Source organism: Pseudoalteromonas sp. 10-33, assembly GCF_001469195.1.
Classification (GTDB): Bacteria; Pseudomonadota; Gammaproteobacteria; order Enterobacterales; family Alteromonadaceae; genus Pseudoalteromonas.
On the sequence record NZ_LOFI01000025.1, the window covers coordinates 38,260 to 51,020 of the forward strand.

14 protein-coding genes are annotated in these 12,761 nt (G+C 39.8%); 9 read left to right on the forward strand and 5 right to left on the reverse strand.

The genetic code is table 11. The features are described 5' to 3' along the window. The 8 genes from ATS76_RS14135 to ATS76_RS14170 all read left to right on the forward strand — a co-directional run bounded on the left by ATS76_RS14135 (window position 1) and on the right by ATS76_RS14170 (window position 7,518). The gene (locus ATS76_RS14135; RefSeq protein ID WP_058552627.1) at window positions 1–1,110 is read left to right on the forward strand and encodes a hypothetical protein; all 1,110 of its coding nucleotides are present in this window, start codon (window positions 1–3) and stop codon (window positions 1,108–1,110) included. A gap of 200 nt (window positions 1,111–1,310) precedes the next feature. Beyond that, window positions 1,311–4,103 carry a monovalent cation/H+ antiporter subunit A gene (locus ATS76_RS14140; protein ID WP_058552628.1) on the forward strand — a complete coding sequence of 931 codons (2,793 nt, stop codon included), beginning with the start codon at window positions 1,311–1,313 and terminating at the stop codon, window positions 4,101–4,103. Continuing rightward, window positions 4,103–4,456 carry a Na+/H+ antiporter subunit C gene (locus ATS76_RS14145; RefSeq protein ID WP_058403394.1) on the forward strand — a complete coding sequence of 118 codons (354 nt, stop codon included), beginning with the start codon at window positions 4,103–4,105 and terminating at the stop codon, window positions 4,454–4,456. Before ATS76_RS14140 ends, ATS76_RS14145 begins: the two co-directional genes overlap by 1 nt. Continuing rightward, window positions 4,453–5,970: a monovalent cation/H+ antiporter subunit D gene (locus tag ATS76_RS14150; RefSeq protein WP_058552629.1), complete on the forward strand. Its 1,518-nt coding sequence runs from the start codon at window positions 4,453–4,455 to the stop codon at window positions 5,968–5,970. The genes ATS76_RS14145 and ATS76_RS14150 overlap by 4 nt, the downstream gene beginning before the upstream one ends. Next, window positions 5,970–6,506 carry a Na+/H+ antiporter subunit E gene (locus ATS76_RS14155; RefSeq protein WP_058403392.1) on the forward strand — a complete coding sequence of 179 codons (537 nt, stop codon included), beginning with the start codon at window positions 5,970–5,972 and terminating at the stop codon, window positions 6,504–6,506. Before ATS76_RS14150 ends, ATS76_RS14155 begins: the two co-directional genes overlap by 1 nt. Next, a complete protein-coding gene (locus tag ATS76_RS14160) occupies window positions 6,500–6,769 on the forward strand; it encodes a K+/H+ antiporter subunit F (protein ID WP_006793386.1) in 270 nt (89 codons plus the stop codon). The genes ATS76_RS14155 and ATS76_RS14160 overlap by 7 nt, the downstream gene beginning before the upstream one ends. 9 nt (window positions 6,770–6,778) lie before the next feature. Beyond that, window positions 6,779–7,111 (forward strand): Na+/H+ antiporter subunit G, encoded by a 333-nt coding sequence (locus tag ATS76_RS14165; RefSeq protein WP_058403391.1) that lies wholly within the window; start codon window positions 6,779–6,781, stop codon window positions 7,109–7,111. Between the two features lie 191 nt (window positions 7,112–7,302). Next, complete coding sequence (locus ATS76_RS14170) at window positions 7,303–7,518, forward strand: TIGR02450 family Trp-rich protein (protein ID WP_058552630.1); 216 nt, start codon at window positions 7,303–7,305, stop codon at window positions 7,516–7,518. 162 nt (window positions 7,519–7,680) lie between these two features. Here the strand turns inward: ATS76_RS14170 and ATS76_RS14175 are convergent, their stop codons facing one another. Beyond that, complete coding sequence (locus ATS76_RS14175; RefSeq protein WP_058552631.1) at window positions 7,681–7,923, reverse strand: RNA recognition motif domain-containing protein; 243 nt, start codon at window positions 7,921–7,923, stop codon at window positions 7,681–7,683. A gap of 218 nt (window positions 7,924–8,141) precedes the next feature. Between ATS76_RS14175 and ATS76_RS14180 the strand changes: the two genes are divergently transcribed. Beyond that, window positions 8,142–9,419 carry a VCBS domain-containing protein gene (locus ATS76_RS14180; protein WP_058552632.1) on the forward strand — a complete coding sequence of 426 codons (1,278 nt, stop codon included), beginning with the start codon at window positions 8,142–8,144 and terminating at the stop codon, window positions 9,417–9,419. Between the two features lie 85 nt (window positions 9,420–9,504). Here the strand turns inward: ATS76_RS14180 and lipA are convergent, their stop codons facing one another. The 4 genes from lipA to ATS76_RS14200 form a co-directional block, all read right to left on the reverse strand. Beyond that, window positions 9,505–10,470 carry a lipoyl synthase gene (lipA, locus tag ATS76_RS14185; RefSeq protein ID WP_004585911.1) on the reverse strand — a complete coding sequence of 322 codons (966 nt, stop codon included), beginning with the start codon at window positions 10,468–10,470 and terminating at the stop codon, window positions 9,505–9,507. Then, the gene (lipB, locus tag ATS76_RS14190; RefSeq protein WP_058403387.1) at window positions 10,467–11,120 is read right to left on the reverse strand and encodes a lipoyl(octanoyl) transferase LipB; all 654 of its coding nucleotides are present in this window, start codon (window positions 11,118–11,120) and stop codon (window positions 10,467–10,469) included. Before lipB ends, lipA begins: the two co-directional genes overlap by 4 nt. Window positions 11,121–11,139: 19 nt before the next feature. Further along, window positions 11,140–11,418 carry a DUF493 family protein YbeD gene (gene ybeD, locus ATS76_RS14195; RefSeq protein ID WP_006793392.1) on the reverse strand — a complete coding sequence of 93 codons (279 nt, stop codon included), beginning with the start codon at window positions 11,416–11,418 and terminating at the stop codon, window positions 11,140–11,142. A 178-nt stretch (window positions 11,419–11,596) separates the two neighbouring features. Next, window positions 11,597–12,757, reverse strand: coding sequence for a serine hydrolase (locus ATS76_RS14200; protein WP_058403557.1), 1,161 nt, complete (start codon window positions 12,755–12,757; stop codon window positions 11,597–11,599). Between the last annotated feature and the right edge of the window lie 4 nt (window positions 12,758–12,761).

Consider the following 12,761-nt stretch of genomic DNA (forward strand, 5'->3'; position numbering starts at 1 on the left):
GTGTTAAGAGCAACAATCGCGTTACTTTTTAGCTTATCAATAGCAGGCTCGAGTAACAGTTATGGCGGTATTGGTTTTTGGCAGGTATTAAATGCCAAGGCCAATCCGCTACAATTATATTGGCAATTTCCACACTACTTTTTAGCACGTATAAATAAGCTGCCTAAAAACATCCTTGGCCTACTTGCTAGGCATCAAATTCCTACTGCGCAATACGAGTATTCTTTACATCTGCTCAAGGTAAAACAGATCAAAGCTGCTAAATTATTTTGGCGGGCAAGTTTACCCAATATAAGTAATGCTCAGATTGCTAACTTATCGCAGCAACTACTCGCTACTGAGCAATGGGGCGATCTTAATATATTAAACGCGTTAGGATACCTTAAGCCTGGTTTTGTATTAAATCATTTTAATTTACACCATGGTGTTATTCACACACAGATCCCTAAGCCATTTTTACATTCATTGGAGTTTTTATCGTTAGACTCTAATATTTTGGCAAATAAAAAATGCCAGTTTAATGTTTTAACGATGAGCGATCATCGAAGTGGACTTTATAAGTTGTCGGCATTAATAAAAACCTATAATAAAAAACCTGAGCCAAGACAGGGCGCTTTTTGTTTTAGTAAACCAGTATATGTGGCAGGTGCTTTAAAATGCAGCAATAGCATGAGTAAAGCGGCTAATTGTGATTGGCAATCAGCGTTAATAAATCAACAGCTTTTAAGAAAATTTGATTTTGTTGTGATGATGTCCAGATATGGAAGTGCTAATGTTAGCCGTGGTGTTATGCAATTAAATTCAGGCGCTAATTATGGTATTTTTTTGCACGAGCTAATGCACTTTAATGGCTTTGAAGATGAATATATTTTACCCAAGTCTAAGCAAGCTTGGTTGTGTAAAAGGAGAGGTTTAGTTGCTCCTAACTTGTATATTGCACAAAAAGGTGAAAAATCACCAAATGGTTGGCATAAAAGTAAAAGCTGCCAGATTGGGGGTGTAGCCTACAAACCAAGTAAAGACTGGTCAATTCTAGAATATCAGCAGATCACGCTTTCTGATCAATACAGGGCCCTTTGGTTGGCACATATAGATAAAATTAAGCGTTAATATGTTTATAACCATAGGTTTTTAAGTCCCTATTTTCCTTCTTTAAATTAACTCAACATGCTTCGCTTTTTATAGACAAAATATGTGTTATTGAGTATAACTAATACCATTAATGTCGTTTAAAAACAGGCAGTAAAAGCATCACTTAATGTATAAAAGTGGCGCCCTGATAAACTTATGATTATAAAAGGCCCTACATTATGACTTTGCTCTGGATACCCTTGTTATCCTTGATTGGCAGTGTTATTTCTGCATTCACAGGCAAACTTTCTCGCAATCAAAGTACATTTATTACTGTGCTTGCACCGTTAACCGCTTTGGCTATTACTTTATACCACGCGCCTGCGGTTCTCTCTGGTGAAACTATTCGCTATTCATTAGCGTGGATCCCATCTATTGGGCTTGATTTATCGCTTCGTATAGACGGTTTAAGCCTCTTGTTTATGTTTATGATACTAGGCATTGGTTTGCTTGTTATTGTATATACACGTTATTACCTCAGCGCTAATGACTCAATGGCTAAGCTTTATAGCTACTTAATGTTATTTATGACGGCAATGCTAGGTATTGTTATGTCTAATAACGTTATACAACTATGGTTATTTTGGGAATTGACCAGTATCAGTTCTTTTTTATTGATAAGCTATTGGTGGCATAAATCTGAAGCGCGTAAGGGCGCGCGAATGGCCCTAGCTGTAACGGGTGCAGGCGGTTTAGCACTACTTGGCGGGTTAATGTTGTTAGGGGACATTGTTGGCAGTTACGACTTAGATGTTATTTTAGCGAGTAAAGCTATTATACAATCCCATGATTTATACGAATTAGCACTTGTTTTAGTATTGCTGGGTGCATTTACTAAGTCGGCTCAGTTTCCGTTTCACTTTTGGTTACCCCATGCCATGGCTGCGCCTACGCCTGTTAGCGCTTATTTACACTCAGCAACAATGGTTAAAGCAGGAATCTTTTTACTTGCGCGTTTCTATCCAGCTTTAGCTGGGACCGAGATGTGGTTTTTATTAGTTGGTTTAACGGGTTTAGCTACACTGTTGTTTGGTGCTTACATTGCGTTATTTAAGCACGATTTAAAGGGGTTACTTGCATATTCGACAATTAGCCACTTAGGTTTGATCACGCTATTACTTGGCCTTGATACCGAGCTTGCAACGGTGGCCGCCATATTTCATATAATTAACCATGCGACATTTAAAGCCTCGCTATTTATGGCAACCGGTATTATTGACCATGAAACTGGTACGCGTGATATGCGTAAACTCAATGGTATGTGGCGGTTTATGCCTTATACTGCAACCCTTGCTATGGTTGCTGCTGCAGCTATGGCGGGCGTGCCTCTGCTCAATGGTTTCTTATCTAAAGAAATGTTTTTTGCCGAAACACTCCATCAGCAAGTACTTGGCTCTATGTCATGGTTAATACCGGTGCTTGCGACGGTGGCTGGTGCATTTGCAGTTGCCTATTCAGCCCGCTTTATTCACGATGTATTTTTTAACGGTGACCCAATAGACTTACCGCGAACACCGCATGAACCTCCACGCTATATGCGAGTGCCAATAGAAATACTGGTTGTACTGTGTATTTTGGTGGGTATTTTCCCAAGCTTTACTGTTGATAGTATTTTATCTGCAGCCTCATTAGCAGTATTAGGGGAGGCGATGCCAGAGTATAAATTAACAATTTGGCATGGTTTTAATTTGCCGTTACTGATGAGTGCAATGGCTGTTGCCGGTGGTTTGTTCATTTACGTAAATCGCAAATATTTATTTCAATTTCAGGCGTCATTACCCACACTGAATGCTAAAAAAACCTTTGAGCGTGCCGTGCTGAGTGTCGTTGCATGGTGTCAAAGTAAAATTAACAGTACTGAAAACGGTTCTTTACAGCGCTACTTAGTTATTATGCTGGGCGTTGTATTACTTTGTGCAGGTTGGCCATTATTTGAAATGCAACAATTAGCCGGCAGTATGCCGCGCACACCTGTTGATGTACATAATGCGATTGGTGCTGGTTTATTAATAATTGGGGCAATAGCCACCGTTATTTGGCACAGATCAAGAATGGTCGCACTGTTAATGCTTTCTATTGTTGGTTTAATGGTGTCGGTCTTATTCACTCGTTTTTCTGCGCCAGATTTAGCGTTAACTCAGCTAACAGTTGAAGTTGCCACCATTATATTGCTAATGCTTGCGCTGTTCTTTTTACCGCAGCATACGCCTAAAGAGTCGAGCTCGTTGCGAGTGCTACGCGACTTAGGGATTGCTTCTACTATTGGTGTCGTAGTTGCAAGTATTTGTTATGCAATACTAACGCGCCCATTAAATTCTATTTCTGATTACTTTGTCGCTAATGCTAAAACGGGTGGCGGTGGCACAAATGTAGTTAACGTTATACTGGTCGACTTTAGAGGGTTTGACACCCTAGGCGAAATAACGGTACTGGGCATTGCTGCACTAGGTATATTTAAAGTGTTATCGCGTATTCCGCTATTTATGCCGGCTAGCGACAGTGAAGGGCGTCCTTGGGCGCGTGAACGATACCCAATTTTACTTGCAAGTATTTCACAAAGTTTATTACCGCTGGCATTGTTAGTATCAGCATATATATTCTTGCGTGGTCATAACTTACCCGGCGGTGGCTTTATTGCTGGTTTAGTTACGTCAATAGCCTTTATTTTACAGTACATGGCGCATGGCTCTAATTGGATCACCGAGCGCTTTGATATCAACTATCGTAAAATTATCGCCTCGGGTATAGGTATAGCAATGTTTACCGGTGTGGGTAGTTGGTTTTTTGGTAGACCATTTTTAACCACGTGGTTCGATTACTTTGATATTCCATTTGTAGGTAAAACAGAACTTGCTAGTGCAATTGTGTTTGACCTTGGCGTGTACCTCACAGTTGTAGGTGCAACATTAATGATTTTAGCTAGTTTGGGTAATATGACTTCCGATGCCCCTAAAAAAGAGGTGAATATTTAATGGAGCTATTATACGCATCGTGCGTTGGTGTATTAGTTAGCTGCGGTATATTTTTACTGTTAAGAGCACGTACGTTTCCTGTTGTACTGGGTCTTACCATGATTTCATATGCAGTAAACTTATTTTTATTTTCATCAGGGCGTTTAACTATAAACAAAGCCGTTGTGCTTGGTACCGGTGCAGATTACGCCGATCCACTTCCTCAAGCCTTGGTTTTAACCGCAATTGTAATTGGTTTTGCAATGACAGCATTTGTGGTTATTTTGGCTATTCGTGGACGTGCTGATTTAGGAAGCGACCACGTTGATGGAAGCCCCGTTAAATCAGCTGCAGCAAGTAAGGAGCAAAAATGATCCAACATTTAGCTTCGTTACCTATTTTACTGCCTATGCTTGCTGCTGTCATTTTGTTACTCCCACCTTGCGGTAAAAGTGTACAAATTCGTCGATACGCATCAAATACCATGGCGCTTATTACATTTGCTGTTAGTGTGTTTTTATTAATACATATTTACAACACAGGCATTAGTGTTTATGCCATCGGTGATTGGTCAGCCCCCTACGGGATAGTACTTGTGGCCGATAATTTATCAACGTTACTAGTAGCGCTAACCTCGTTTTTAGGACTTGGAGCCATTTTATTTGGCAGTGCAGGCGATGATGAAAAAGGGAGCTTTTATCACCCACTGGTTCATTTTTTAGTGCTGGGTGTTAATGGCGCTTTTTTAACCGGTGATTTATTTAACCTGTTTGTGTTTTTTGAAGTTTTACTGATTGCATCGTATGCATTACTTATGCACGGTGGCGACAAACAAAACACACGTGCAGCACTACAATATGTAATTCTAAACTTAGTGGGCTCGAGTGTATTTTTAATCGGTTTAGGTATTTTATATGGCGTATTAGGTACATTGAATATTGCTGATATGGCGCAAAAGGTATCACAACTTAATGGCGATGATGTATTTATTGCTAAAGCCGGCGGTTTATTACTACTTATTGTATTTGCTTTAAAAGGCGCATTGTTGCCGCTACATTTATGGCTTCCAAATACGTATGCTAGCGCAAAACCTGTTGTTGCAGCCTTATTTGCTATTATGACTAAGGTGGGTGTTTATGCCATGCTGCGTGTTTACACCGTTATATTTGGTGAACAGGCGGGTGCACTTGAGCACATGGTACAACCTTGGCTTTGGGGATTAGCGATTGCAACGATTGTGGTTGGCGCCATGGGCGCTATCGCTGCGCAAGATTTGCGTAAGTTAACCGCTAATTTAGTCTTAGTGTCGGTAGGTACTTTAGTTGCGCTAGTAGCTTTACAAAATGTAAATGCAACGGCTGCATTGTTGTATTACTTAGTGCATTCAACATTAGTGAGTGCTGCGTTATTTTTACTAGCTGACTTAATTGCTAAGCAACGCGGTAAAGTTGCTGATAGGCTTGTTGGTGGGCGCGCAGTTAAACAACCGCTTTTACTTGGGGCATGCTTTGTTATAGCAGCCTTAACAGTGGTAGGTATGCCGCCACTATCGGGCTTTGTTGGTAAAATATGGATACTAAAATCGACGTTAAATAGTGAGCAAGCCTTAGTATTTTGGCCTGTGTATTTAGTGACAAGCTTTGCGCTTTTAGTGGCACTTTCTCGAGCGGGTACAAGTTTGTTTTGGGAAAGAAAGGATAAACGCAGCGAAAGCGCAGACTGCGCTGATGCAAACCCATTACAAGTGACAGTAATAATAGGTTTACTTGCTTGTTCGCCGCTGTTAGTTATTTTCGGTGGGCCGATTAGCGAGTACATGGTAGGTGCTGCTACGCAGTTACATGATATTAGCGGCGGTATAAATGCTGTACTTAAAGGAGGCATGTAATGAGACTACAAGCCCGTTTTCGGTGGTTACCAACGCCATTTCGTAGTTTATTTTTGTTTATAGTATGGTTGTTGCTTAACAATAGTGTGTCGGTTGGCCATATTGTACTGGCAACATTTTTTGCTATTTTTATTCCTATTTTAAGCTTTTCATTTAGAGATCCTCAGCCGCTAATTTTAAAGCCAGGGCTAGCTCTAAAACAATTTGTAATTGTACTTTACGATATTATTGTTGCTAACTTACAGGTTGCGTTATTAATTGTTGGGCCTTCCAAAAAGCTACGCCCAGCATTTATTAAAGTCCCATTAGACTTAACTCACGATATGCCGATTACAATTTTAGCAAGCAGTGTGTCGTTAACTCCCGGTACTGTAAGTGCTGAGGTGTATCCTATTCCTGAGTCGTTAGCTGAGGGAGAGGAAATGACGCAGCGTTATTTGCTCATACATGTACTTGACCTTGACGACGAGGCTGAGCTTATCAAGCATATTAAAAAACGCTACGAAGCTCCACTAAAGGAGATATTTCAATGTTAGATACTGTATTACTTATTGTTTTCGCAATGATAGGACTTTCTTTACTGCTTAATTTATGGCGTTTAATTATTGGCCCATCAATCCCCGATAGAGTATTGGCGCTTGATACTATGTACATAAATGTTATTGCACTCATTGTTTTATACAGTATAAGCATGGGAACAGGGTTGTACTTTGAGGCCGCATTATTAATAGCTATGCTGGGTTTTGTAAGCACAGTAGCTGTATGTAAGTATTTACTACGTGGCGATATAATCGAATAAGGTGGCAAAATGATTAGCGAATGGGTTGTATCAATTTTATTGTTATTTGGTGGCACGTTTATTTTAATTGGTTCGTTAGGCTTATTAAAACTGCCAGACTTTTTTATGCGTTTACATGGCCCAACTAAAGCAACAACGTTGGGTATGGCAAGTATGTTAATTGCCGCTATGGTGTATTTTGCAAACTCTAAAACGGGTTTAAGTGTTAAAGAAATACTGATCACTATATTTCTATTAATAACGGCCCCAATTAGTGGCTATATGTTAATTAAGTCGGCTATTCATCATAAACTCAAACCAAAAGAGGGCACCAAAGGCCTGGACAATATTGAGGATGATTAAGCTTTATTGATTAGTAAACTATTAAGTTTACGTTGAAGCAAAGCGTTATAGATATTAAACCGAATAAAGAAATTTATTCGGTTTTTGCCAATGGCAAACCAGTTAACGCTTTTATGAGGAGTTTTTAATTGAGCTTAGATGCATATTTGTTCGTATTAGGCTCTATAAATTAATAATAAGCTTTAAATTTTATGAATAACCTCAATCCAAAAAAATTACTTAATAGCAAATGGACTGCAACACCTGCCATTAATAAAGAAAAGCATTTTGTAATTGTAGAAGTAGAGTACGATGAAGATGCTAATGTAATAGCCTGTATTACTGAGTCGGTGTTTTCTAAAAATCAATATCCTATTAGCTGGCGAGACCTTAAAAACATTGAAAAATGGCGTCAAGGTTGGAAGTAGCTTTTAACAAACCTAATATAAAATAGTAGGTTGGGGTATAAACGTTCACTTGTTGTAGTCTAAAAGTAGCAAACTTAGGTACGATTTTGAGCTGAAAATACAGCAATACTAATAATTGAAAAAACCAGCATTTAGCTGGTTTTAAAAGTGCATAGCAAGCGGCTATTTTTCATCTGCGTATTTTACGCGAATCTTACTTTTATCAACGGTTGATTGATTAAGTACTTTAATCGCGCTTTTACTTTCAATGTCGTTTGGCATTTCTAAAAAGGCAAATCCTTTAGATTGGCCAGTTTCTTTATCAAGTACCAAGTTACAAGTTGTCACTTTACCGTGAGCTGTAAACAACGTACGAAGGTCTTGCTCTGATGTTGTGCGAGACAAATTACGAACTAATAATTTCATATTTAACCTAAATAATGGGTTCAGCTTGATTATCTCAAGTAATTTGGCTTTAACCTAATTATATTTTTACTCAGCCATACACTCCTTAATTTAAGCTACTTAATTTAACATTAAGAACAATAGCGTTAATTGGTAATAAATAAATGGTTATTTAAATTTAAAATTGGTAAGTTATGTTTTAAATTTATAGATGACCAATGTTTTGTGTGTGGGGTATTATGCCAATGTATCGCTTAGGTATTTTAAAAATAGTTATTGTATGTTTTTTATGTTGCGGATTGGCCGCTTGTGGTAGTTCGGGCTCACAAGGCGAACCAGTAAGTATTGCCTTGACAGCCCAAACCCCGGCTGTAATAGGCGGTGAAACTTCAGTCAGTATTAACAGTGACCGTGATAGTACGGTAACTGGCGAGCTTTCTATATCTGATGCTCAAGCCAGTGAAGCTGTATTTAATGCTCAAAGTGATACTCAAACGAGTTATGGTACATTTAGCCTTACAAGTGACGGTAGTTGGTTTTATACCTTAAATACAAACCATGCAAATATTAATTCTTTAGATGAAAATGAAATCCTACTTGACGAAATAGCAGTCAGTTCAGCCGATGGGACTGAAGCAACTATAACTGTCACTATCGTAGGTGTTGCCTCGGCTGATGATTTTTTAGTAACCGATGAAACAATACTTAATGCTGACGGTGTTAATTCAGGGCTGAGCGCATATGCACTAATAGAAACTGTTTTTAGCGAAGGGGCTATAGAGTCGCCAGATATGTACACTGGTAACCATGAAGGTATTACCCATATAATTGAAGATACTGACTCAATAATTGGTAATCACTTTGTTTTTTTAGCGCATCGCGATGAAGACCAAGATAGAGATAAAGGGTTGACTGATAGGCAGCGCAACGAAATAAAAGCTTACGATAAGTCACCCGCGGCAACCCTTGCTTTTGAAAATGAAACAGTACAATACAGTTGGAAGTTTAAAGTAAGTAGTGAGCTTGAATTAACGAGCAAATTTAGTCATTTTTTTCAAATAAAAGCTCGGAACGAGAGTAACGACAACACCAATGGCAACGACGACCAGCCTATTATTACGCTCTCTGGGGCGCAAAAAAACAGTACCGGTAATCAACTACAGGTGCGCTATAGCGCAGGCTTTGATGAAAATGGTAACAGCACTGGGCTTGATAAAAACCTCATAGAAACCGATTGGTCACTTATTACTGATGAATGGGTAGCGGTATTTGTTCAAGCGACCTTTAGCGAAGAAGGTAAGTTTGAAATGACCCTCACCCGCTTAAGTGACAACGAAGAGCTATTTAATATAAGCGAGCAAAACATAGATATGTGGCGTGGTTTTAGCGGTGATGACTTTGCTCGCCCTAAATGGGGGATTTATCGCTCAATAGTAGAGACCGACAGCCTTCGCGCCGAGGAAGAGCAGGTACGATTTGCTGATTTTGTGATTAAAAAAGGCGTTTTGACAAAGTAGCCGAATGAATGGATTTAGAACACTCACAAAAAAGCCCTTACCAATTAATTTGTTAAGGGCTTTTTTAATGCGTTATAAAAAGTAATTATTTTACTTCTTTACCAGCGGCTTGTTGGTCAGCGTGATAGCTTGAGCGCACAAACGGGCCAGAGGCTGCATGAGTAAAGCCAATTTCATCAGCGTACTCTTTTAATGCGTCAAACTCTGCTGGTGGCACGTAACGTTTAACTGGTAAGTGATGCTTAGATGGCTGTAAGTATTGGCCAACAGTAAGCATATCTACGTTATGCGCACGCAGGTCACGCAGTACTTCTTCTATTTCGCTAATCTCTTCACCTAAACCAACCATTAAGCCTGACTTAGTTTTTACTTCTGGGTGTGCTTCTTTAAAGCGACGAAGTAATTCTAAAGACCATTTGTAATCGGCACCTGGGCGCGCAAGTTTGTATAGGCGTGGCGCTGTTTCTAAGTTGTGGTTAAACACATCAGGTGGCGTTTCAATTAAAATTTCAAGCGCACGGTCCATACGACCACGGAAATCGGGTACTAAAATCTCGATGGTGATCGTTGGATTGTGTTTACGAATTTCGCGAATACAATCGGCAAAGTGCTGTGCGCCGCCATCACGTAAATCATCACGGTCAACCGAGGTAATTACGACGTAGCTTAGCTTCATGTCTTTAATTGTTAGTGCAAGCTTTTCTGGCTCTGCTGCATCAGGTTTTAATGGGCGACCATGGGCAACATCACAAAATGGGCAACGACGCGTACAAATAGCACCTAAAATCATAAAGGTTGCTGTACCGTGGTTAAAACACTCAGATAGGTTAGGGCACGAGGCCTCTTCACATACTGAATGTAAGCCATGCTTACGCATTGCTTGTTTAATACCATCGATACGCTCAGTTGATTTAGGTAAGCGAATTTTAAGCCACTCTGGCTTGCGCAACATTTCGGTTTTTTCTGTTGGTAAAACTTTAACGGGGATCAACGCCATTTTTTCTGCGTCGCGTAGTTTTACACCTGGTTCCATTTTGACTGGTTTATTCATTCGTTTTCAAACCCTTCAGTATGCTTAACCTGTGCTGCATTAAGCTTTTTTATCATGTGTTTTACTAGGCCTTCACCTGCGCTTTGTAGGTTTTGAGGGCCATTCAATTCTTTCGTTTGCACCATATTCATGCCGGCATAACCACACGGGTTTATGCGTAAAAACGGGCTTAGATCCATGTTAACATTTAATGCTAAACCATGAAACGAGCAGCCGCGGCGAACTCTTAAACCTAATGATGCAATTTTGCTGTCGTTAACGTAAACACCCGGTGCGTCGGCTTTAGCGTATGCTTTTATATCGTATTCAGCAAGCGACTCAATAATGCACTCTTCGAGCCAGGTTACAAGCTCTCGCACACCAATTTTTAAGCGGCGCAAATTAAATAATACATACATCATTTGTTGGCCAGGGCCGTGATAAGTTACCTGGCCGCCGCGATCAACTTTAATCACTTCAATGTCGCCTGGGGCGAGTAAATGCTCGTCTTTTCCTGCTTGGCCTTGAGTAAATACACTTTCGTGCTCTACAAGCCAAATTTCATCTGGAGTGCTGTCATCTCGGGTGTCGGTAAAGTCTTGCATTTTTTGCCAAATTGGCATGTAACGCTGACGACCTAGTTGGCGTACGATCAAGGTGTTTTCGTTCACAACAAATCTCAATTATGGCTTAAAGCATGTGACGTACGTCATCGATATTGCTGATCACGTTGTAAATTTCTTCAATGTGCTTACCGCTTGTAACAGTAGCTACTAGCGTTACAGACTCATAATTACCTTTACTGCTTGGTTTGACTTTTGGTGCGTAATCACCCGGAGCAATAGGTTGTAATTTTGCTAATATTTGATCTGTTAAATTAACATTGGCTAAACCCATAATTTTAAATGTAAATGGGCAAGGGTACTCTAGGTACTCATCAAATTTAGTATTTTTAACTGGTTGAACCACGATAGTGACTCCTCATACAAAAGTGTGAACTCTATGTAAAGCTCGAAGCTTAATACAGATAGGCGTTTAGCAGTGTTGCATATATGGGGCGCATTCTAGCATTTTTCAAGCAAAAAAAAACGCCTCATAACAGAGGCGCTTTTTTAACAACCCAACAACTGTGGGTTTATATTTACGTTTACATTATTTGTAAGCGTAAATAGTCGTAGATTTTGCTAAAGAAGCTGCCTTCTTCCACTTCTTCAAGTGTTACTAGTGGGTATTGTGCAATGTCTTCACCCTCTAGTTGCAAGAACAAGGTGCCTACTTTAGTGCCTTTGGCTAGTGGGGCTTCAAGTGTATTGTCTAATTCAAAGTTAGCCTTTAGGTTTTTATGCTGACCGCGTGGAATAGTAATAGGTGTATCTTCTAAAATACCTAACGATACATTTTCTTTGTTACCCATCCAAATGCGTTGTTCTGCAAAGCTGTCGCCCGCTTTATAAGGTGTAATTGTCTCAAAAAAGCGAAAGCCGTAGTTGAGTAGCTTTTTACTTTCTACTTTTCGTGCACGCTCGCTTGATGTACCCATAACAACAGCAATTAAGCGCATACCATTTTTAGTGGCTGAGGTAACAAGGCTGTAACCAGCTTCAGAAGTATGGCCTGTTTTTATGCCATCAACGTCTAGGCTTTCATCCCATAATAACGAGTTACGGTTATATTGTTTAATGCCGTTGTAGGTGTATGACTTTTCTTTGTAGATAGCATATTCTTCAGGTACATCTCTGATAAGTGCTGCGCTTAATGTGGCCATATCACGAGGTGTTGTGTAGTGCTCGTCTGTATCTAACCCGTGGCTGTTAATAAAGTGGCTATTACTCATACCTAATTTAGCGGCATGTGCATTCATTAAGTCGGCAAAAGCACTTTCACTGCCTGCTATGTGCTCCGACATAGCAACACAGGCGTCGTTCCCTGATTGAATGATAATGCCATGATTCAACTCATCTACACTAATTTGTTTACCCACTTCAATAAACATTTTTGAAGATTCTGGGAAGTTTTTTGCCCATGCTTTTTCGCTAATTGTAACCATGTCGGTAGGGGCTATGTTACCTACTTTAATTTCTGTACCAATTACATAACTGGTCATCATTTTAGTTAAGCTTGCTGGTGCGAGTTTAGTATCGGCTTCGCCCTCAGCAATAACCTTACCAGTTGTAAAGTCGACTAAAAAATAACCCTTTGCATTAACTTGAGGTGGTGCCGGAATGATTTGGGCGCTGGCTGAAAATACGGCGGCTGAACAAACTAAGCCACATACACCTTTGAGGATTTTATGTTTAATTGATTTCATCATA

What these genes read in the sequence shown, in the direction of transcription:
- ATS76_RS14140 (WP_058552628.1), top strand. Translation starts at nt 1,311, where the DNA reads ATGACTTTGCTCTGGATACCCTTGTTATCCTTGATTGGCAGTGTTATT.
- ATS76_RS14145 (WP_058403394.1), top strand. Translation starts at nt 4,103, where the DNA reads ATGGAGCTATTATACGCATCGTGCGTTGGTGTATTAGTTAGCTGCGGT.
- ATS76_RS14150 (WP_058552629.1), top strand. Translation starts at nt 4,453, where the DNA reads ATGATCCAACATTTAGCTTCGTTACCTATTTTACTGCCTATGCTTGCT.
- ATS76_RS14155 (WP_058403392.1), top strand. Translation starts at nt 5,970, where the DNA reads ATGAGACTACAAGCCCGTTTTCGGTGGTTACCAACGCCATTTCGTAGT.
- ATS76_RS14160 (WP_006793386.1), top strand. Translation starts at nt 6,500, where the DNA reads ATGTTAGATACTGTATTACTTATTGTTTTCGCAATGATAGGACTTTCT.
- ATS76_RS14165 (WP_058403391.1), top strand. Translation starts at nt 6,779, where the DNA reads ATGATTAGCGAATGGGTTGTATCAATTTTATTGTTATTTGGTGGCACG.
- ATS76_RS14170 (WP_058552630.1), top strand. Translation starts at nt 7,303, where the DNA reads ATGAATAACCTCAATCCAAAAAAATTACTTAATAGCAAATGGACTGCA.
- ATS76_RS14175 (WP_058552631.1), bottom strand. Translation starts at nt 7,923, where the DNA reads ATGAAATTATTAGTTCGTAATTTGTCTCGCACAACATCAGAGCAAGAC.
- ATS76_RS14180 (WP_058552632.1), top strand. Translation starts at nt 8,142, where the DNA reads ATGCCAATGTATCGCTTAGGTATTTTAAAAATAGTTATTGTATGTTTT.
- lipA (WP_004585911.1), bottom strand. Translation starts at nt 10,470, where the DNA reads ATGAATAAACCAGTCAAAATGGAACCAGGTGTAAAACTACGCGACGCA.
- ATS76_RS14200 (WP_058403557.1), bottom strand. Translation starts at nt 12,757, where the DNA reads ATGAAATCAATTAAACATAAAATCCTCAAAGGTGTATGTGGCTTAGTT.